We start from the raw sequence: 21004 nt of genomic DNA on the forward strand, positions 1-21004 counted from the left end.
GGAGGGCCGCGCCGAGCGAGTTGGGAATCTATGCGGGGGTGGGGCGTGGGGGGAGCGGGGTGCCGCCCGGCGAGATCAGGGCGTCGGCGGCAGGCCCTTGATGCCGTAGCTCGTGAGCAGCGCCTGATAGTGAGGCTCAGCGCGGTGACTCCCGATCTTCCCGCCAAAAATCCCGATGAAGAGACGCCAGGCTGACCGCTCGCGGTTTCCGATCTCGAGCCACTTGTACATCGCGGTGGTGTCGCCGACTTCGGCGGCGGCCCACGCGATCATCTCGGGCGGCGAGTAGCTGCGCTCCCACGCGCGCTCGGCGGCCTGCAGCCGAGTTCGGGCCTCGGCGCCACGGCCCATGCGCGCGAGCGCGATGATGCCGATCGACGAGGGGTGCCCGATCGTGGGCTCCTGCGCCGTGGCAATCTGCAGGGCCTCCGCATGGCGACCGCTCACCAACGGCACCATCGCTGCACCGACGTCCCCGTAGGTCACGGATTTCACGAAGTCCGGCGCGCGCGCCCACGCGCGCTCCGCGGACACACGGTCGCCCATCATGACGGGCAGATAGATCTGATTCAGCGCCGGCAGCGGATCCAACGGGTCGACCTTCACCATCGAATCGAGGAGCGCCATGGCGGCGGGCACGTTCGCCTGCGACGTGTGCACCATGTATTGCGCGAACATCGCCCGGATCGAGAGGGGGTCGCGACGGCGTGCTGCGGCCACCAGCTGCTGCGCTCGCGACCAATCGAACGCATAGCCCGCGGTATGGGTTGCCGCGGCGGCGAGCACGTCGGCGCGCGTGCTGTCGATTGACATCGCTCGACCGATAAACTCGGAGGCCTTTGGCATCACCGCGTTCGGGTGCTCGAAGCCGTCCGAGAGCGCACTGTAGACAAATGCCTTGCCGATCAGCGCGTCGACCAGAGTGGCATCGATCGTCAGTGCACTGTCGTAGAGGGCGAGTCCCCGATCCAACCCGTCTCGCGAAAGGCTGTTGACCGCATACCGAGCGCGAAGCACGAGGTCGTAGCTGCGCGGATCGACGAGTCGTCGGCCGCCTTGATGGTCGCCCGCCAACCCGACAATCCGCTTGGCGATGGAGTCGACGATATCCCGCTGCAGCTCCACGATCTCCGCGTTCGATCGCTCGGCGCTAAAGCTCCAGAGCACCGAGTTGTCGCCCGCGCGGGCGAGTTCAGCGGAGATGCGTACCTGTTGGCCACTGCGTCGCACGGCGCCGGTCAGCACGGTGGCGACGCCGGTGGCACGCCCGGCCTCCTGCGGCGTCGGGTGCTTGCCCTTGAACGAGAAGGCGGTGTTCCGTCCGATCACCCGCATCCCCGACTCGGCCAGTTTACCGATGAGATCCTCGGTGACACCGTCGGCGAAGTACTCCTGCGCCGTGTCGCGCGCGGCGTTGTCGAACGGAAGGACCACGATGGACCGATCGGTTGCGGCAGCGACGGCCGGCGCCGCGGTTCCGGAGCGCCACCACCAGCCCGCGGCGAGTAGCAGGGCGACCAGCGGCAGGACCATTAACCCGCGAGGCGTCGATTTTGTCGCGGACGCCACGATCGCCGCGGGGGTCGCGATGCCATCGATTACCGCCAGCAGCTCGCGCGCGGACTGGGGCCGATCACCCGGCATCTTGGCCAAGCACTGCTCCACCAGCCGCGCCAGCGACTCCGGCACGTCGGCGCGCGTCGCGCGCACTGGCTTTGGCGCTTCCGTGATGTGCGCGGCGTAGATCGCGCTCGGCGCCCGATTGCCGAATGGCGTGCTGCCCGTGAGCAGCTCATACGCCACGCAGCCCCACGCGTACAGATCCGCGCGATGATCGAGTTGCGGATCGGCACTCACCTGCTCCGGCGCCATGTAGGCGGGCGTGCCGAGGGCCATGCCGGCGCCGGTGAGCGCGGTCGTGTTCGGCGCGTTGGTAGCGCTCGAGAGCGCCTTTGCCACGCCGAAATCCGTCACCACCGCCGCGCCGTCGGCGAGGAGCACGTTGTCCGGCTTGATGTCGCGGTGCACGAAGCCCTGCGCGTGCGCGTAGGCGAGCGCCTGGGCGATATCGCGCAGGATCTTGGTCGCCTCGGCGACCGGAAGGGCGCCCTGCCCTGCGATGCGCGCCCGGAGCGACTCACCGGCCACGTAGGGCATGGCGAACCACGGTACCCCATTCGCCTCGCCGGCGGTGAGCACGGGGACGATGTGGGGGTGCTGCAATTGGGCCGCGGTGCTGATCTCGCGACGGAAGCGCTCGACCGCCTGGGCCCCGCCATCAACGGGCACGACCTTGATGGCGACGCGGCGGTTGAGCGCGGTCTCCACAGCCACGAACACGCGCGACATGCCCCCGCCACCGAGCTCGCGTTCGAGGCGGTAGGTGGGGGCGAGGGCTTGGGCGAGATCGGGCGCGTCGGCCATGGCCTATACTAGCGACGGCGCACAGCGATCACGAGCCATTCCCGCGCAGGGCACGGCGCACCTCGGTGGCGAAGTTACGCACCACGATGAGACGCGGCTCGCGCACGCGGCGGATCCCGATGATATCGCCGTTCGGCCCCACGTCGAAGGCGGCGTGCAGGCGATCATCAGAGGCCAGCACCCCTTGGGTGACGGCGCGCGTGCCGGTGATCACGGGATCCGGGGTGAAGGCGAGCGACACCTCGACAATGGCGTCCCCTTCCGGGTAAAAGAGCGCCTTGCTGTCGCGACGCCAGACGGGGAGGATATGCGGATGCTGCAGCTTGGCCGTGGTCTTGATCTCACTCAGGAACCGCTCCGCCCCCAGCGCAGCGCCCAGGTCCGGGTGCAGGACCTTGATGGCGACGTCGCGCTCATGACGCAGATCGTGCGCAAGATAGACGGTGGCCATGCCACCGGCGCCGAGTTCGCGCTCGACGCGGTAGCGGTCGGCGACGGCAGTGGTGAGGCGCTCGAGCGTGGAACTCATGACGTCCTTAAGGCTTCTTGAGGCGCGCGCGCACTTCCGCGGCCCAGTTGAGCACGAGCATCACCGAGGCGCGCGAGTCCTTCGTTTGCAGCATCAACAGGTGCTTGCCGTCGGGTGCCACATCGTACGACGCGTGCGGCCCTGAGGACTCGAACGCGTTCGCGAAGAGCGCGCGCCGCGATTGCACCGTAAAGGTGGGCGACGCGTTGACCGCGGCGACCACCACGGCGGTGTCGGTGCGATAGAAGAGCGACCGGCCGTCGCGCGACCAGACCGGTTCGCTGCCACCACCGCTCGAGACTTGCACGCGACCGCCGGGGCCGGGCCACGGGCGAACATATACCTCCGCGTCCCCCGACTCATCGGAGCTGTAGGCGAGCCACTTGCCGTCGGGCGAGAACCGCGGCGCCCAGTTCACCGACTTGGTGAGGAACGCCGTCGCAGCCGCAGACTTGTCGAGCGGCATCATGAAGACCTGCTGATCGCCGTTGCCTTCGTCGGTGCGGTACATCAGCGTGCGCCCGTCGGGCGAGACCATCCCTTCATTCGGTCCACCGGGCACTTCCACGAGGAGTTCCGGCGTGCCGCTGCCATCCGCCGGCTGCCACCTGAGCCCGCGCCGCGGCGAGACCTGACGATAGAGCACCCGCTTGCCATCGGGCGTCCATTCGGGGCGGACATTGCTGCCGCCGGAGGTGAGTCGAGTCAGCGTGGCCGACGCGATCTCGTAGATCCAGATATCGCGCCCCTGTGGGCCGCCGATATCGAACGCGACCCGCGAGCCGTCGGGTGAATAGCGCGGATTCCCGAACTGCCGCGCCTCGGTGAGAAAGGGCGTGGTGGCACCGCGCTCGTCCACGAGCACCGCCGAGACGGCCGACTGCCCCGGTGAATAGAGCAGCGCGCCCGACGCCGAGAGCCCGGGTCCCTGCACCGACTCCATGAGGGGTACCGCCGGTCCGGTGGTCTTGCGCGCGTTCAGATCGACCGGTACCCCCATGAGCGTGCCGTCGGCGCGCAGGAACACCACATAGTCATCGACAAACCCGACGGCCCGCTCGGCGATGACGTCGAGCAGGGTGAACTTCCCGTCGGGCGACATGATGGCGAGTGGCGTCGCCGCGCCGCTACGAATCCGCCCCGGGCCCCACGTCGCCACGATCGTTTCGCCATCGGGGGCGAGAATCGGCCCGGCCATTTCGCCCGCTTCGGCGCCGCGCTCGCCGAGGCCGCGAATCGGCCCACCCGCGGCCGCGACCCGGAGCATCACAGCCTTCCCGTAGAGCGTGTCGTTGGTGCGCGAGAAGATGATGTCGCCACTGGGCGTCCACACGGCCCCAGTGTTGTCGGGGATGATGCTGCCATCGGTGATGTCGGTGACGGGGCCACCGTCCACCGAGACTTTGCGCAGTCGCCCACGCGCCACGAAGGCGATCCACTTGCCGTCGGGCGAGAAGAAGGGGGCGCGTGCGCCCTCGGTTCCCGGCAACAGGCGTGGCGTGAGTTCGTCCAACCGCCGGACGTTCAGCACGCCGTTCGAGGCCGTGGCGGCCACGAAGGCGATCGCACTGCCATCGGGGGCGATGGCCAGGCGCTCACCGATGCCCAGCACGGTCATGCGTTCGGCGTCCACGAGCGGCAGCGCAAAGCGGGCAACCTGGTTCACCGGCGCCTGCTGCCGGCCGGCCAGCACGCCGACCGCGACCAGTGCCGCTACGAAACCGACCGCCCACAGTGGTGACGACAGCAGGCGCATGATCGCGCCGCGTGCCGGCGGCGCGGCCACCGCGCCCGTATCGGTAAAAACGCCGGGTCGATCGAGCGCCTCGGCGAACTCGCGCGTGCTGCCGAAGCGATCTGCCGGCAGCTTTTCGAGACCACGTCGCAACGCCGCATCGACGTGGGCGGGCACCGACGGCCGAAGGACCGTGGCCGACCGCACCGCTTCCGAGAGCAGCTTGGCCACGATCGCCTGCGGATTCGTTCCGGTGTGCGGCGGCTCGCTGGTCAGCATCTCGTACGTGACCGCCGCCAGCGCATACTGGTCGGCCCGATGATCGACCGCCTTGTCACCCATGGCCTGTTCGGGCGACATGTATTGCGGCGTGCCGAGCGAGAGGCCGGTCTGCGTCATGCGGGCACCGCCGGCCTGCTGCACGGCGAGCGCGATCCCGAAGTCGGCGACCAGCGCATGCCCGCCCTGCAGCAGGATGTTCTCCGGTTTGATGTCGCGGTGCACGATCCCCTGCCCGTGCGCTTCCGCGAGCGCGTCGGCCACTTCGCGGGCAATGAGCAGCGCCTCGGCGAGGGGCAGCTGCGACTCGCGCTCGAGACGCGCACGCAGCGTCTCGCCCTTCACGAAGGGCATGACGTAGTACAGCAATCCATCGGCCGCGCCGGAGTCGAGCAGCGGCAGGATATGCGGATGCTGCAGCTTGGCGGTGGTCTTGATCTCGCTCAGGAACCGCTCGGCGCCGAGTGCGGCCCCTAAGTCCGGATGCAGGACCTTGATGGCGACATCGCGCTCGTGGCGGAGGTCGTGCGCGAGATAGACGGTGGCCATGCCGCCGGCGCCGAGTTCGCGGTCAACGCGGTAGCGGTCGGCGAGGGCGGTGGTGAGGCGTTCGATGGGAGGAGTCACGATTCGAGCGCTCTACGCAGAGAGGGCGTGCGCGCGCTCATCGGGCGTCCGAGCTTGAGCGGCGCAGTTCGTCGAGCCAGTTCTCGACAATGACCAGCCGCGCGCCCTGCGCCCGTTCAACCGGTCGCACAATTAGGATGCTGCCATCTGTCATCGGGTCGTAGAGCCGAGTGTTGGCGCGGGTACCGCCGAGTTCCACGGAACCTGGCCATGCCGCGGTCCGCACGACGTGGAATCCGCCAGCTGGCGAAACCTCGGCGGCCTGCAAGCGTCTCGCACCATCCAGATAAAGCAGTCGCGTGCCGTCGCGCGACCAGCGCGGATCGCCGCCTCCGTTCGTGGAGATTGGCCATCTGGCATCGCCGACATTCGGGAACGGCACGACGTAGACCTCGGATCGTCCTGTCACCCCCGAGGTGAACGCGAGCAAACGTCCGTCAGGTGAGATCGCCGGTGCCCCCTCCATCGCCTTGGTGGCGGCGACTGCCGTGGCAACCGAATCGATGCCCGGTCGAAAGAGGTAGACGTCGCCGTTCCCCTGGCGGCCGTTCGCATCGATCGCAGACGTCTCGTACACGAGCCACTTCCCGTCCGGCGACCATTCCACCCCGGACGCCTGATGGCTGTTCGGCAGCGCAATGACTCTTCGCGTTGAGCGCCCGTCGGCGCGCTGCACGAACACATCGAAGCGCTGTTCGGCTGGATTCAATCCCACCACGGTGACCGAGAACGGATCGGGCCCCCACGTCACGCTCCGTATGAACCGGGAATCGAGCGTCAAGCGCAACGGTTCGGCGGTGGCGCGCTTGATCCACACATCCTGATCCGTCACGCTGTTTCCAACAAGCACGGCCAAGGCCTCACCGTCAGGTGAGAGGCGCGGGCTGGTGAATCCATCGCGCCATGCCGTATCGAAGGGCGCACTGCGGCCATCACGATCGATTCGCGCGAGCTCCCACTCCGCGGCGCCGGAACCGGTCGCGTAGGCGACGCGACCATCTCGGGAGACCGCAACATCAGCGCCTTGCGAGGTCTGCACCCGGACGGACACCCCCAGGGAGCGCGGCTCTCCCGCCAACTGCCGCTTCTCAAGATCGAATGGCACGACCGAGAGCTCTCCCGCCTCTCCAACGATCAGCAGGTACCCCGGACGAAGCACTCGGGCGTAGATCCCGTCACAGAGTACGCGATGCCTGCCCGTCGCGACGTCAGCGATGCCGATCGTGTGCCGACGAGCGGAGTTGATGCTGTATCGGATTTGGAAGAGGACGGCGCCTCCGTCCGGCAGCATCTCGGGCCATGCGTGGTTCACCTCACCGGCGGCAGTGTCACTGGTGGTAAACGGGCGGGGCGTCGCCCCGGGGCGCGCCTCGACCTGCACCAGCCCGCGATTGCCGATCGCGTCGGCGTAGATCATCCCCGCATCGGACCACACCGCGCCAGCGAGCCCGACCACGGAGTCCGTCACCGCCGTGAGACCGGCGCCATCGAGGGCAATAAGGCGCATCCCGCGCGACGGCGTGAGATAGCCTATGCGCGTCCCGTCAGGCGAGAAGAACGGTGACTGCGCATCCTCCGTCCCCGGAATCGGAACGCCTCGCAGCGCATCGCGCCGGCGGATCCAGAGTCGCCGGTCGAGACCGTTCGTGTAGACGAGCGAGGACCCGTCGGGCGAGAGCGCCAGGCGTGTGCCGCTTCCGCCAAGCCGTTCGCCGGAGTCGAGGGCGACCGCGTAGCGCACCGTTGGCGTCGTGGGCATGGGACGGCGCCATCCCCACACCGCGGCCACGCTGGCGAGCAGGGCGACGGCCACAAGTAATGCCGTCGGCCACCGACGCGACGCCACCGGAGGGTGACTCGCCGTGGCCATGTCGCCGAACGCCGAGGGGGTACGCAGCGCGGCGGCGAACTCATCGACCGACGACCAGCGATCGGCCGGCAGCTTTTCGAGTGCCCGCCGCACCGCGGCCTCGACGTGGCCGGGTACCGACGCACGCAGACTACGGAGCGGTCGCGGCACATCCGTGAGCAGCTTGGCAATCACCGCCTGCCCGGTGGTCCCGCTGTGGGGCGGTTCGCCCGCCAGCATCTCATAGAGGATCGCCGCCAGTGAGTACTGATCGGTGCGCGCGTCCAACACGCGATCCCCCATCGCTTGCTCGGGACTCATGAACTGCGGCGTTCCCAGCGACAATCCCGTCTGCGTGATACGAGCACCGCCGGCATTGCGAACGGCCAGGGCTATCCCGAAATCGGCGATGACCGGCTGCGCGGCCGGCAGCAGAATGTTTTCGGGCTTGATGTCGCGGTGGATCACCCCACGCGCGTGGGCATACCCGAGCGCCGTCGCCAGTGCCGTGGTCAGTCGCAGGGCTTCGTCCAGCGGGAGCTGCTTCTCACGATCGAGGCGTACCCGAAGCGTCTCGCCCTCGACGAAGGGCATGACGTAGAAGAGCAGGCCATCTGCCTCGCCACTGTCGAACAATGGCAGGAGATTCGGATGCTGCAGCGTCGCCGTCGTGCGAATCTCCGCGAGGAAGCGTTCGCTGCCGAGCGTCGCCCCCAGATCCGGATGCAGCACCTTGATCGCCACATCCCGTTCGTGGCGGAGGTCGTGCGCGAGATAGACGGTGGCCATGCCGCCGGCGCCGAGTTCTCGCTCGACGCGGTAGCGGTCGGCCAGCGCGGGAGCGAGGCGGTCCATTACACTCATCGAGGTCCAAATTGTCGTGTTCGTCACAAAACCGCACGGTTTCGTCCTTGGCTTTCCTTCGGCGAGAATCGACGCGATCAGCGAGCTCTACAATACGTTCGCGAACCGACGGACTCGCCATTCGCCGAGGCGACGCGTAGCCTCGGGGACTCCCTTTCCCGGTTCCTCATGCGCCGTCTTCTGCTGCTCTTCGTTGCCGCCCTCGCCGCCGGCACCTTCTGGCTCAATGCGAAGGACCCTGAGCATCGCACGCTCGCCGACGACGCCCGCCAATCGGCCGGCGGCGCTTTCGTGCACCTCCCCGACGGCATCACCCACTACGACGTCTCCGGCCCCGACTCCGGCGCGCGCGTCGTGCTCGTGCACGGTTTCTCGGTGCCCGCCTACATCTGGGATTCGACCTTCACGGCGCTCACGGCCGCGGGCTATCGCGTCGCCCGCTACGACACCTACGGGCGCGGCTGGTCCGACCGCCCCGAGACGACGTACGACTTCAGCCTCTTCGACCGCCAACTCACCGGCCTGCTCGACTCCCTTGGCTGGAAGGAGCCGGTGCACGTGATGGGCCTTTCATACGGCGGCCCGGTGACGAGCACCTTCGTGGGTCGCCATCCGGAGCGCGTCGCGACTCATGTGCTGGTGGACCCGGCGGCGGGCTCCCTCCGCCAGGTGCCGTGGTACATGGCCGCACCACTGATCGGCCCCTTCCTCTGGCAAACGCTCGCGGTGCCTGGCATGGCTGACGGCCAGGCCAGCGACTTCGTGCATCCGGAAGGCTGGCCGGACTGGGCCGACAAGTACCGCGTGCAGATGCAGTTCAAGGGCTTCGGCCGCGCGCTCCGTGCCACGATTCTGGCCAACCGCACGGTGAACCTGGATTCGCTCTACGCCACGACCGGCAAGGCCGGCAAGCCGACGCTGCTGATCTGGGGCACCGAAGACAAAACCGTGCCGATCGCCAACGCCGAGCAGGTGCGGAAGGGAATCCCGCAGGCCGAGTGGCACCCCATCAGCAATGCGGGACACTTGCCGCACATGGAGCAGGCGCGAGTGGTGGACTCACTGCTGCTCGACTTCCTGACCCGCAACAACCCACGACCCACAACCAAAAACCCGTAACCCTGAACCGATCAGTTCAGAGTTACGGGCTTGAGGTGTTGGGTCCTGCGTTACAGCCGGTAGCTCAACCGCACGTACGTGAACCGCCCGTTGAAGCCCCACGGCGAGAAGCCGGAGTACTGGAAGATCCCGGAATTCGAGTTGATCGCGATGTTCCGGTCGGGGTACACGTTGAAGAGGTTATCGAAGCCACCGGTGAGCGTGACCTTGGTGAAGCGGTAGGACACGCTCGCATCCGTGATCCACCTGCCGCGCAGCGTCTGATCGGCCTGCGCGGTGGTGGTGAGCGGCACCGGCGCGCCGGTGTTGTCCACGATCGCGCCCTGCTTGAGCCACACGGTGCCGAAGTAGGCGTGCTGCACCTCGAAGCCGAGCGCCTTCTTCTGGTAGTTCACCGTGAGCCGGCTGTTGAGACGCGGCTGCGTTTCCTCGATGCGGTTCTTCTCCACGCGCCCGAAGATCTTGGCGTTGAGCGCTGCAAGTTGGCTCGGATTGTCCTGGATGCGCGTCACGAAGGTGCGCCCCCAGTTGGTGCCCCACGTCGTGCGCAGCGTGGCCCCGTTCTCGAGCGTCGTACCGTAGTTGAACACGAGGTCCATGCCATTCGTGCGCGTATCGATGGCGTTGGTGAAGTAACGCGCGGCGGTGCTCGCCGAGTACCCGAGCGACGAGAGGGCACTCGCCACCTGCGTCCCGAGCAGGTTCTCCGAGAACACGATGCGATCGTTGATCGTGATGCGATACGCATCGAGCGTCGCCGTGAAGCTCGGCGCCGGCGTCCACGTCGCACCGAGGCTCAGGTTCTGCGACTTCTCCGGCTTGAGGTCCGTCGCGCCGAGTGCCCGCGCCGCCGCGCTCCCCACGGGAAGCGTCACGACTTCCTGCGGGATAGGCGGGTTGCCGATGAAGTTCGTGCTCGACGCCGACAGGAAGCTCTGCGCCAGTGACGGGGCGCGGAAGCCGGTGCTCACCGCACCACGCAGTGACCACGTCGTGCCCAGCTCGTAACGCGACGCCAGCTTGCCGATGATCGCGCTACCGAAATCGGAGAAATGCTCCCCGCGCGCGGCGACATTCACGAGCCACGTCGGGGTCAGCTTCGTCTCGAGATCGACGTATCCGGCAAAGGCCGTGCGCCCTTCGTCCTTCTCATCCTGCGGCCGGAAGCCGGGGAAGACCTGCGCGCCCGGCAGCGCCCGCACAAGCGAATCGCCCGGCGTGAAAAGCGACCGGCCGTTGGCCTTGAGCAGCCCCCCACCGTCACGCCACGAATCGGGCTCACCCTGGCCGATCCCGTAGCGTTCGATGCGATTCTCCGCGCCAAGCGCCACGTTGAGCGGGGCGGCGAGCCCCACGTTCACGGCCCGCGAGAGATCGATGTTGTTGGTGATCTGCGTGAAGCGGAGCTGCCCGGCGTAGAAGTTGGTGGGGCTCAGCGGGCCGAGCGAAGCGTTGTTGCTGTTCGCCACATCGAAGCGGAAGCCGTTGTAGCCGTACACCGAGCTCGCATCCCACTTCCAGCCGGCGTTCGTGCCCTTGAGCCCCACGCTCAGCGACCGATCCACGATGGTGGAGCGGATGAGCGGGAGGAAGCCGTCGGGCCACAGCGCGCGCACCGTGCGGTTGTCGCCCGCGCGGCGGAAGAAGCCCGCCGCCTCACCCTTGCGACGGCCAAGGCCACCGAAGGCGTAGAGCGTCACGTCGTTGCTGAACGTCTTGCCGGCGTTGAGGAACGCCACTGCGTCCTGCGTCGCCGCATCGCCCTGCCGGTGATTGATCAGGTTGAGGCGGTATGGATCGTTCTGGCGCGGGTTGGTGGACCGCACGAACGCGCCGTTGGCAACGCTGATGGAGTCACCGTACTGCGGCCGCAGATCGGGGAGTGACCGGTTGGTGAAGCCACGATCGCGGAACTCGCCGGAGAGGTGCACGAACCCGCTGCCGCCCAGCGCAAAACCGCGCGCCAGGTCCGCCTGCGTCACCTGCCCGTCGCCCTTCTCGGTCACCCCCACCGTGCTCGAGGCCTCGAGTGGCGCGTTGCTCTTGAGCACCACATTGACCACACCGGCAATGGCATCCGAGCCGTACTGCGCCGCCGCGCCATCGCGCAGCACTTCGATGCGATCGATGGAGGTGGCCGGAATGGCGTTGAGATCGACACCCGCCGACCCGCGACCGATGGAGTTGTTGATGTTCACCAGCGCGCCGTTGTGTCGACGCTTGCCGTTGATGAGCACCAGCACTTGATCGGGGCCGAGACCACGCAGCGTGAACGGCCGCTGATGATCGGTGCCATCGGCCACGGTCGCCCGCGAGAAGTTGAGCGAGGGGACGATCATCTGCAGGATCTGCCCCAGCTCGGTGCGGCCGGTCTGCTTGATCTGCTCGGAGGTGACCACGTCGATCGGCACCGGCGCGTCGGTCACGGAGCGCTCCGTGCGACGCGTGCCGACCACGGCCACCGCCTGCAGGTTCACCGCCGACTTGTCGAGCGTGAAGTTCTCAGTGAGCGTCTGCCCCGCCGCGATGGTGATGCGGCGCTTGGCGGAACCGAAGCCGACGAGGCGTGCCGTGACATCGTAGCTTCCGGCGCGTACCGTCAGGCGATACGTGCCGTCTTCACGGGTGAGCATGCCCCGCGGCGTCCCCAGGACAAACACGGTCGCGCCAGAGATGGGCTTGCCGGTGCCGGCCTCGGTGACCGTACCGGTCAGCGTACCGGTCGGGCCCTGCGCGCGCAGGACACTCGGCAGGAACGTCGCGGCCAGCAATCCCACGGCCACGACGGATCGGGAATGGAGAAGGCGGATCATCGCGGCGTGTAGGCGAGACGGAAGTAGAGGAAGCGCCCGTTGGCCCCGAACGGCGAGAAGGGCGAGTACATACGGGAGCCGAAGTAGTTGTCGGGGTTGAGCAGCGAGATGCGGTCGGGGTAGACGCCGAATACGTTGTCCGAGCCAGCCGTTGCCCGCACCTTGCCGAAGTCGTACGAGGCGCTGATGTCGGTGATCCACTTGGCGCTGAACTTCTGGTCGCCAAGCCGGCCCGCCGCGCTCTCACGATTGTCGGAGCGGGTGATGAACGAGCCGAACTGCGCCTGCTGCAACTCGAACGACCACGGCCCCTTGAGGTAGGTGGCGCCGAGGCGGACGTTCGTGCGCGGCTGCGCTTCCACCAGACGCGCCCGCTCCGTCCGATCGAAGAGCAGCTCCGAGACACCGGCGAGCTGCGGCGGGTTCGGAATACTGTCGTTGAGAATCTGGTTCTCGGAGTAGTTGAAGCCACCCGTGAACTTGAGTGTGCCCCCGTCGTCGAGGCTGCGCACATAGCGCAGCACGACATCCACGCCGCGCGTGCGGGTGTCGATGGCGTTCGTGAAGAAGCGCGGCCGGATGTCGCCGGTGAATCCCGGGAACTGCGACAGGATGGACTGGATGCGCGCGCCGGTGAAGTTCGACGACAGGATGATGCGATCGTCGATCCGGATGTTGAAACCGTCCACCGTCGCCGAGAACGACTTCGTGGGGGTGTACACGAAGCCGGCGGTGTACGAGAGGCTCTTCTCGGGGAGCAGCGGCTTGGCGCCGAGCGCCTGCGCCACCGGCGTGTTGACCGGAATCGTACGCGCTTCGTTCGGCGTCGGGACGCCGTTCACCACGAGCACGTTGGACGCCGACGCGGAGTAGTAGATCTGCGCGAGCGACGGGGCGCGGAAGCCGGAGTTGATGGCGCCGCGCAGGGCGAGCTGCTCCGGAATCGCCTGCACGCGGAGCGTCCCCTTGCCGATCACGGTGCTGCCGAAGTCCGAGAAGTGCTCGGCGCGGGCCGCGCCGCCGACCGTGACGCGCGGATGGAGCTCCTGCTCCACGTCCACGTAGCCCGCGTACGAGGTGCGCGTGGCGTTGGTGTAGTCCACCGGGCGGAAGCCGAAGAAGAGCTGCGAGCCGGTGATGGCCGGCCGGCCGGCGTTCGGGCCGTCGAGGATGCGCTGCCCGCCGTCATTGTACGACGCGGGTTCGCCCTCGTAGATGTTGTACTTGTCGCGACGCGACTCGAGCCCGATGCCGATGTTGGCCGGCTTCGCGAACCCGAGCGAGGCGGTCCGAGTGGCGTCGAGGTTGAGCGTGAACTGATTGGAGTTGAGCGACCCGGCGTAGAACTGCTTCTGACTCGCGAGGCCGTAGGTCGGATTGAGCGTGTTGCGCAGGTTGAAGCGGAAGTAGTTGTTGCCGTTCACCAGGCTCGCATCCCACGCCCATCCCTTGGCATTGCCCTTGACGCCCGCCGAAAGCGAAGCGTCGGAGCTCGTGCCCACGATTTCCGGCAGGAAGCCGTCGGGGTAGAGGCCGCGCACCGTGCGATCGTCACGCGAGCGGCGCGAAAAGCCGTAGGCCGTGGCCTGCCGCAGCGTGGTTCCGCCGAAGGCGTAGAACTGCAGGCCGTTGGCGAGCGGCTTGCCGAGGTTGAAGAAGGCGCCGCCTTCCACCGTGGGCGCATCGCCGAACCAGTTGGTGTAGCGGCGCGCGTAGTCGAGGCGCCCCGGATCGGCGGTCGCATCGCTGAGATACCACCCGGTGGGCTGGAACTCCGGCAGCGACCGGTTGGTCCGGCCGCGGCTGCGATACTCGCCGGAAATGTTCAGGAAGCCGTCGTTGCCGATGGTGAACGTGTGCGAGGCGTCGGCCTGCATCGTTTCGCCATCGCCATCGGACGTGGCCCCCGACGTGAGCGAGAAGTCGGTGGACGCGCTCCCGGCGCCCTTGAGGATAACGTTTACCACGCCGGCAATGGCATCAGACCCATACTGCGCGGCGGCGCCGTCCCGGAGGACTTCGATGCGCTCGATGGCGCTGGCCGGGATGGCATTGAGATCCACGCCGGTCGTACCGCGCCCGATGGAGTTGTTGAGCGCCAGTACGGCGCCCGTGTGGCGACGCTTGCCGTTCACCAGGACCAGCGTCTGATCCGGCGTGAGGCCGCGCAGCGTGAACGGCCGCTGCATGTCGGTGCCGCCGGCAATGCTGGTGCGCGGGAAGTTGAGCGACGGCACGAGCATCTGCAGGATCTGCGTCGTCTCGGTGCGCCCGGTCTGCTTCATCTCCGCGGCCGTGATCACGTCGATCGGAACCGGCGCGTCCGACACCACCCGCTCGGCGGTGCGACGCGATCCGACCACCGCGATGGCCGCGAGCTGCGCACCGGCCTTCTCGAGGGCGAAATCCTGCGTCACGGTCTGGCCCGCGGCGATGGTGACCGTGACCCGCTTCGAGGCATAGCCCAGAAGGCGGGCGACGATCTCATAGCGGCCCGCGGGGAGCGCGAAGCGATAGGTACCATCGGCACGCGTCAGCGCGCCGCGCTGCGTGCCCACGGCGCTGATGGACGCGCCCTGCACAGCTTCCGCGCTCCCTTGCTCGACCACCTTTCCGGCCAGGACACCGGTCCCCTGTGCGCGCAGGGAGAGGGGAGAGACCAACAGCGCGCAGAGCGCCACTACAGCGGCCAGGGGTCGATGCGCACGCGCATCAACCGGCCGCCACGATCGGGCCGATCGCGACAACCACGCAACCATTTCGAGGACTCCGTGAGGAGAGGGAACGAAGTCGCATACAGCCGCGGAGGGGCGCGGCCGGGCGGGACCCGGGCAAGCCCGGGGCGTGCATTCTGTCGGGGTCTGGCCGCCAACGGAATGCCCGCGAGCCGTTCTTAATGTGGGCTCAGGGGCTGGATTCTCATTCCGGACTGTTCGGTCCTAATAGAACTACAGAATGTACTTCCGCAAATCCTCGTCTTCACTGATCGCCTTGAGCCGCTCCCGCACCATCGCCGCGTCCACCACCACGGCGTCCGTACCGCGATCGGGCAGTTCGTAGAGCACATCCTCCAGCAGCGTCGTCATCACGGTGTGCAGGCGGCGGGCGCCGATGTTCTCCATGCGCTCGTTCACCCGCGTGGCGACGCGCGCGAGTTCGGCGATGCCGTCTTCCTTGAACTCGAGACTCGCGCCTTCGGCCGCGACCAGCGCGGCGTACTGCCGCGTGAGCGCGTTCTCGGGCTCGGTCATGATGCGCACGAAGTCCGCTTCGGTGAGCGCCTTGAGCTCCACGCGAATGGGGAAGCGGCCCTGCAACTCAGGAATGAGATCGCTCGGCTTGCTCACGTGAAACGCGCCGGCAGCAACGAACAGGATGTGATCGGTCTTCACATTCCCGTACTTCGTCTGCACCGTGGAGCCTTCCACGATGGGGAGCAGGTCGCGCTGCACCCCTTCGCGTGACACATCCGGCCCCCCGCCCTGCCCGCGCTCGCCAGCGATCTTGTCGATCTCATCGAGGAACACGATGCCCATCGCCTCGGCGCGGTCGAGCGCGTCGGTCGTGACATCGTCCAGGTCGATGAGCTTGTCGAGCTCCTCATCCAGCAGAATGCGGCGTGCCTCGCTCACCTTCACGGTGCGCTTCTTCTTTCGCTTGGGGAGCATGTCGCGGAACCACTCGGCCACACTCTCCATCCCTTCCGGCGCGCCGGGCTGCATGGCACCAGGCATACCGGGGCCGCTCTGCGTAACCTCGATCTCCACTTCGCGCTGATCGAGCTGCCCATCCAGCAGCAACGCTTTGAGCTTCTCACGCGTGCGCTTGTGCCGCTCGACCGCCTGCGTGTGCTCGTCTTTCGCCTCGGGTGATTCGTTCGCCAGTACCGGCGGCGTGGGGAGCAGCAGGTCGAGGATGCGTTCATCCACCTTTTCGTTGGCGAGATCTTCGACCTCGGCTTCGCGTTCGGTGCGCACCATGTCGATCGCGTTCTCGATGAGATCGCGGATCATACTTTCGACGTCACGCCCCACGTAGCCGACTTCGGTGAACTTCGACGCCTCCACTTTGACGAAGGGCGCCCCCGACAGCTTGGCGAGGCGCCGCGCGATCTCGGTTTTTCCCACCCCGGTGGGGCCAATCAGGATGATGTTGTTGGGAGAGATCTCGTCGCGAATGGACTCCGGCGCCCGCTGCCGGCGCCAGCGATTGCGCAGGGCAATGGCGACCGACTTCTTGGCGTCGGCCTGCCCCACGATGAAGCGATCGAGCTCGGCGACAATCTGCCGAGGCGTCAGGTCGGCCAGGCGGGCAATCGCCTGTTGGGTACGGGGAGAAGGCATAGGCGAACGCTAACCAACTCTCTAGCTTTCGGGGATGTTGCTCCCCAGTATCGCGGTGGCGCTGCAGTTGGGCGCCGCCGCCGGCGCCTCCCTGCCCGCGCCGGCCGCTCATGATCCGCTCCCGACCGTCTACCACGCCCGCAACGGCCAGACCGATGTGGCGCTCGGACGGCCACGGGCCGATTCCGTTGTCATTGACGGCACGCTCGACGAGCCCGTCTGGCGCGATGCGCCGGTGCTGACGGGCTTCTCGCTCTACAATCCCACCGACGGCCGCCCGGCACCCGACTCCACCGATGTGCGCGTGTGGTACTCGAGCAGCGCGCTCTACATCGGCGTGCGCGCGTTCGAGCCGCATGGCGTGGTACGGGCCACGCTCGCCGACCGCGATCGCATCAGCGCCGACGACTACGTCGAGATCCATCTCGACCCGTTCCAGGAGCGTCGGCGCGCCTTCGTCTTCATGGTGAACCCGCTGGGCATTCAGGCCGACGGCACCAAGGCCGAGGGCGGCGGGTTCATTCCCGGGGCGAACGTGATGCCCGGGCAGAACGACCTCAGTGCGGACTTCCTCTGGCAGTCGCGTGGCCACGTGCTCTCCGACGGCTACGAAGTCGAGATCCGCATCCCGTACACGAGCCTCCGCTTCCCCGTGCGCTCACCGCAGCGCTGGGGCATTCAGTTCAACCGCAAGGTGCAGCACAGCGGCTACGAGGAGACGTGGACGCCGGTCAAGCGCGGCGCCGCCAGTTTCATCGCGCAGGAAGGGTTCATCAGCGGGCTCACCGACCTCCATCGGGGGCTTGATGTGCAACTCAACCCGGAGCTCACCAACAGCACCGCCGGTGCGGCGCCTTCCGCGGACCCCAGCGCGTGGCGCTACAGCAACACGCCCCGTGTGGGTGGCAACGTGCGCCTCGGGCTCGGCAGCAACTTCGTGCTGAATGGCACCGTCCGCCCTGACTTCTCGCAGGTCGAAGCCGATGCCACGCAGGTCGCTGCCGACCCCCGCTTTGCCCTGTTCTACCCCGAGCGTCGCCCGTTCTTCGTAGAGGGGTCGGATCAGTTCAATGTGCCGAATACGCTCGTGTACACCCGGCGCATCGTGCAGCCCAACGCCGCGCTCAAGCTCACCGGGCGCCTCGGTCGGGCCAACCTCGCGGTCATGTCGGCCCTCGACGCGCCACCCGGTGCCAACGACCGGGAGAAGCCCCTGGTGGACATCGTGCGCCTCACGCGCGACTTCAGCGTGCAGTCGCAGAGCGGCGTGGTGTTCAGTGAACGCGTGAGCCCGGCGCGCACCAATCGCATGATGGGTGCGGATGTGCGCCATGTGTTCGGCCGGATGTACTACGCGTCGGGGCAGTACGCCGTGAGCCGCACCGCGGCCGGCAGCACCCGGCAGAGCGGTGCGCTGTGGGAAGCCGTGGTGGATCGCACCGGCCGCGCATGGGGCTTTCACTACAACCTGATCGGCATCCAGCCCGGCTTTCGCACCGACAACGGCTTCGTGGCCCGCACCGGCTACGTCCAGCCCAACGCGAGCAACCGCGTCACGTTGTTCGGCAAGCCCGGCAAGTTCTTCGAGCGCGACATGATCTTCATGTCGGCCAGTGGATTGTGGCGCTACGCCGACTTCTTCAAGGGGCAGCCGCTGCTCGAAAGCAAGGCGAGTGTGAGCAACACGACCACGTTCCGTCGCGGCTGGTCGGTGGGCTTCACGCCGGCGATCAACAGCTACGCCTTCGATCCGGCGGTGTACAGCACGCTCGGCGTACGCTCCGGCAGCACGGTCACGCCGTTCGTGCCGAGCCCGCGCATCTCCACGTTCTCCACGCAGCTCACCCTCGGCACGCCGCAGTTCCGGCGCTTTGCGGCGAGCACCTCGCTGTTACGCGCAAACGACGTGGACTTCAACGAGACGGCGCGCGTGAACCGCACCGCCATCAGCGGCTCGCTGGACTGGCGACCGGACACCCGGTTGCGCGTGAACGCGACGTACGCGAGCAACGAGTTCGTGCGGCGCGCCGACGGCTTCACCAGCTTCAGCACGCAGATCCCACGGCTCAAGGCCGAGTACCAGATGACGCGCAGCATCTTCGTGCGCCTGGTGACGCAGTACGAGGCGAGCCGTCGCGAGGCGCTGGTGGACTGGCGCACGGGAACGATCCTCGTGCAGCGCCGCAGCGACGGCAGCTATGCCCCGAGCAGTGCGACGCGGAGCAACCTGCTGCGCGCGGACTGGCTGTTCAGTTACCGGCCGAGCCCGGGGACGGTGTTCTTTGCCGGCTATGGCTCGAGCCTGACGGAACCGGAGGCGTTGGCGCTCGATCGCCTGCGGCGGGTCAGCGACGGTTTCTTCGTGAAGGCGAGCTGGGTGATGCGGAGCGGCGGCCACTAAGTCGCCGTCGGGCCCTCACGCCTCGAGCACGGTGATGTTGGTGTTCGTGTAGATGCAAATCTCGCCGGCGATCGTGAGCGCCTTCTCCACGATCTCCTTCGGCGACAGCGTCGTCTCCCGGGCGAGAGCCCGCGCCGCGGCCTGCGCGTAGGCGCCGCCGCTGCCGATGGCCAGAATACCGTCGTCGGGTTCGATGAGCTCGCCGTTGCCGCTCAGCATGAAGCCGTGGCTCGCGTCGGCCACGATGAGCATGGCTTCGAGTCGACGGAGGACGCGGTCACTGCGCCACTCCTTGGCGAGCTCCACGGCGGCCTTGGGCAGATTGCCGGGATAGCGTTCGAGCTTCTCCTCGAACTTTTCGAAGAGGGTGAGCGCATCGGCCACCGAGCCGGCAAAGCCGGCGAGTACCCGGCCGCCCTTGAGCGTACGGACCTTTACAGCGGTGTTCTTGGCGACGGTGTCGCCAACAGAGACCTGCCCATCCCCGCCGATGGCAACGCGGCCATCGCGGCGAACGGCGAGGATGGTGGTAGCGCGGACTTGAGGCAGCGGCATGGGTGAAATGTAGCCATCCGCCGTAGATCGGGCCTCGGACGTCGGAAGCAGTCGGGCTTCAGAACTCGGTCTCGGGCGCGGGTGTCGGGGGTCGGACTTCGGGATTCAGACATCGGCGCTGAGGTCCGAGTCCCGATGCCGGGGTCTGACCTCCGAGTCCGAGACCGAGGTCTGATGCCTGATCGGGGCCGACGTCTGATGTCCGATCAATGGTGGGGTTGCGGGGGCGCGATGGGATAGCGCAGGATGCAGCATGAGCCCCCACCCCATCACCTTCGCCGACGTCACCGCCGCGCGCGCCCGTATCCGGCCGTTCTTCGATCCGTCGCCGGCGCGCCACTACCCGATGCTCGACGAGCTGGTCGGCCATGGGGTCCGGGTGTTCGTCAAGCATGAGAACCACCTCCCCACGGGCAGCTTCAAGGTGCGCAACGGCACCGCGTCGATCACCGCGCTCTCACCGGACGCAGCGGCGCGTGGGGTGATCGCGGCGAGCACCGGCAACCACGGGCAGGGGCTCGCGTGGGCCGGCGCGCAGCGAGGCGTATCGGTCACCATCTGCGTGCCGGTGGGCAACAATCCGGAGAAGAGCGCGGTCATGCGCTCGCTCGGCGCGGCCGTCATCGAGGTGGGCGCGACATACGATGAGACCGCGGCCGCCTGTCGCGAGATCGCCGACCGCGAGGGGCGCACGCTGGTGCACTCCACCAACCACGATCAGGTGATCGCGGGCGCCGGTACCATGACCGCCGAGTTCCTCGAGCAGGTCCCGGAGCTGGATGCGCTCATCATCGCGCTCGGCGGTGGCTCACAGGCCGTGGGCGCCGCCATTGTCCGTGATGTCCTCAAGCCCGGGCTGGCTGTGTATGCGGTTGGTGCTGCCGGCGCGCCCACGCAGCACGACGCGTGGCACGCCAAGGCCCCGCGCGCGGGCGGCCCCGTCCGCACGTTCGCCGAAGGGATCGCGACCGGCTCGACGTACGAGCTCACCTTCGCGTCGCTGCAGCAGGCGCTCGCCGGCTTCGTGTTGGCCAGCGAAGACGCGATTGCCCAGAGTGTGCGCGACCTGTGGCGCATCACGCACAATCTCGCCGAGGGCTCTGGTGCCACCGGGCTGGCCGGCTTGCAGCAACTCGCGCCGACCCTCGCCGGACAGACGGTGGGGATGGTGATGTGCGGCGGCAATCTCGATGCGGCGCGCGCAGCGACCATCTTTGCAGGCGGGACGCCGTCGTAAATCGCGGAGCGGGTTTGAACTGATTGCATCCAAGGCATCCGTGCGATCCGAGTCATTCGGGACACGTGGCCAGTCTCACGGTCCCCTCGGATGCCTCGCCGCCTCGGATGCCTTCTATGAGAAAGGCCAACTAGTCAAGGCCACCGTGGTGGCCTCGCGGCTGGGTCCTGCGCGAGAATCGGTGCGACGCGGGGACTGCCCGTCCCGATCCACTCTTCTATCCGCACTC

At 67.6% G+C, this 21004-nt stretch carries 11 protein-coding genes; 3 read left to right on the forward strand and 8 right to left on the reverse strand.

Features of this window, described 5'->3' with window-relative positions; genetic code table 11:
* Positions 1-75: 75 nt before the first annotated feature.
* The 4 genes from K2R93_13755 to K2R93_13770 are packed head-to-tail and all read right to left on the reverse strand — an operon-like array spanning position 76 to position 8298.
* Positions 76-2424 (reverse strand): protein kinase, encoded by a 2349-nt coding sequence (locus K2R93_13755; protein MBY0490902.1) that lies wholly within the window; start codon positions 2422-2424, stop codon positions 76-78.
* A gap of 28 nt (positions 2425-2452) precedes the next feature.
* Positions 2453-2953, reverse strand: a complete 501-nt coding sequence (locus K2R93_13760) for a hypothetical protein (GenBank protein ID MBY0490903.1) — start codon at positions 2951-2953, stop codon at positions 2453-2455.
* Between the two features lie 7 nt (positions 2954-2960).
* Positions 2961-5594, reverse strand: coding sequence for a serine/threonine-protein kinase (locus K2R93_13765; GenBank protein MBY0490904.1), 2634 nt, complete (start codon positions 5592-5594; stop codon positions 2961-2963).
* 37 nt (positions 5595-5631) lie between these two features.
* Positions 5632-8298, reverse strand: a complete 2667-nt coding sequence (locus K2R93_13770) for a serine/threonine-protein kinase (GenBank protein ID MBY0490905.1) — start codon at positions 8296-8298, stop codon at positions 5632-5634.
* Between the two features lie 177 nt (positions 8299-8475).
* Here K2R93_13770 and K2R93_13775 point away from each other — a divergent pair, with 177 nt between their 5' ends.
* Complete coding sequence (locus tag K2R93_13775; GenBank protein MBY0490906.1) at positions 8476-9426, forward strand: alpha/beta hydrolase; 951 nt, start codon at positions 8476-8478, stop codon at positions 9424-9426.
* A gap of 50 nt (positions 9427-9476) precedes the next feature.
* On the opposite strand, the gene K2R93_13780 is transcribed toward K2R93_13775, so the two are convergent.
* The 3 genes from K2R93_13780 to hslU form a co-directional block, all read right to left on the reverse strand.
* On the reverse strand, positions 9477-12239 hold the full coding sequence (locus tag K2R93_13780; protein ID MBY0490907.1) for a TonB-dependent receptor: 2763 nt from the start codon (positions 12237-12239) through the stop codon (positions 9477-9479).
* Positions 12236-14902, reverse strand: a complete 2667-nt coding sequence (locus tag K2R93_13785; protein ID MBY0490908.1) for a TonB-dependent receptor — start codon at positions 14900-14902, stop codon at positions 12236-12238. The genes K2R93_13780 and K2R93_13785 overlap by 4 nt, the downstream gene beginning before the upstream one ends.
* A gap of 285 nt (positions 14903-15187) precedes the next feature.
* Positions 15188-16582: an ATP-dependent protease ATPase subunit HslU gene (gene hslU, locus K2R93_13790; GenBank protein ID MBY0490909.1), complete on the reverse strand. Its 1395-nt coding sequence runs from the start codon at positions 16580-16582 to the stop codon at positions 15188-15190.
* Positions 16583-16616: 34 nt separating this feature from the next.
* Between hslU and K2R93_13795 the strand changes: the two genes are divergently transcribed.
* Positions 16617-18983 carry a hypothetical protein gene (locus K2R93_13795; GenBank protein ID MBY0490910.1) on the forward strand — a complete coding sequence of 789 codons (2367 nt, stop codon included), beginning with the start codon at positions 16617-16619 and terminating at the stop codon, positions 18981-18983.
* A gap of 15 nt (positions 18984-18998) precedes the next feature.
* Here K2R93_13795 and hslV read toward each other — a convergent pair whose 3' ends face one another.
* Positions 18999-19538: an ATP-dependent protease subunit HslV gene (hslV, locus tag K2R93_13800; protein ID MBY0490911.1), complete on the reverse strand. Its 540-nt coding sequence runs from the start codon at positions 19536-19538 to the stop codon at positions 18999-19001.
* 253 nt (positions 19539-19791) lie between these two features.
* Between hslV and K2R93_13805 the strand changes: the two genes are divergently transcribed.
* Entirely contained in the window at positions 19792-20775 is a 984-nt protein-coding gene (locus tag K2R93_13805; GenBank protein ID MBY0490912.1) for a threonine/serine dehydratase, read from the forward strand.
* The last annotated feature ends 229 nt before the right edge of the window (positions 20776-21004 follow it).

The organism is Gemmatimonadaceae bacterium (assembly GCA_019752115.1).
Lineage (GTDB): Bacteria > Gemmatimonadota > Gemmatimonadetes > Gemmatimonadales > Gemmatimonadaceae > Gemmatimonas.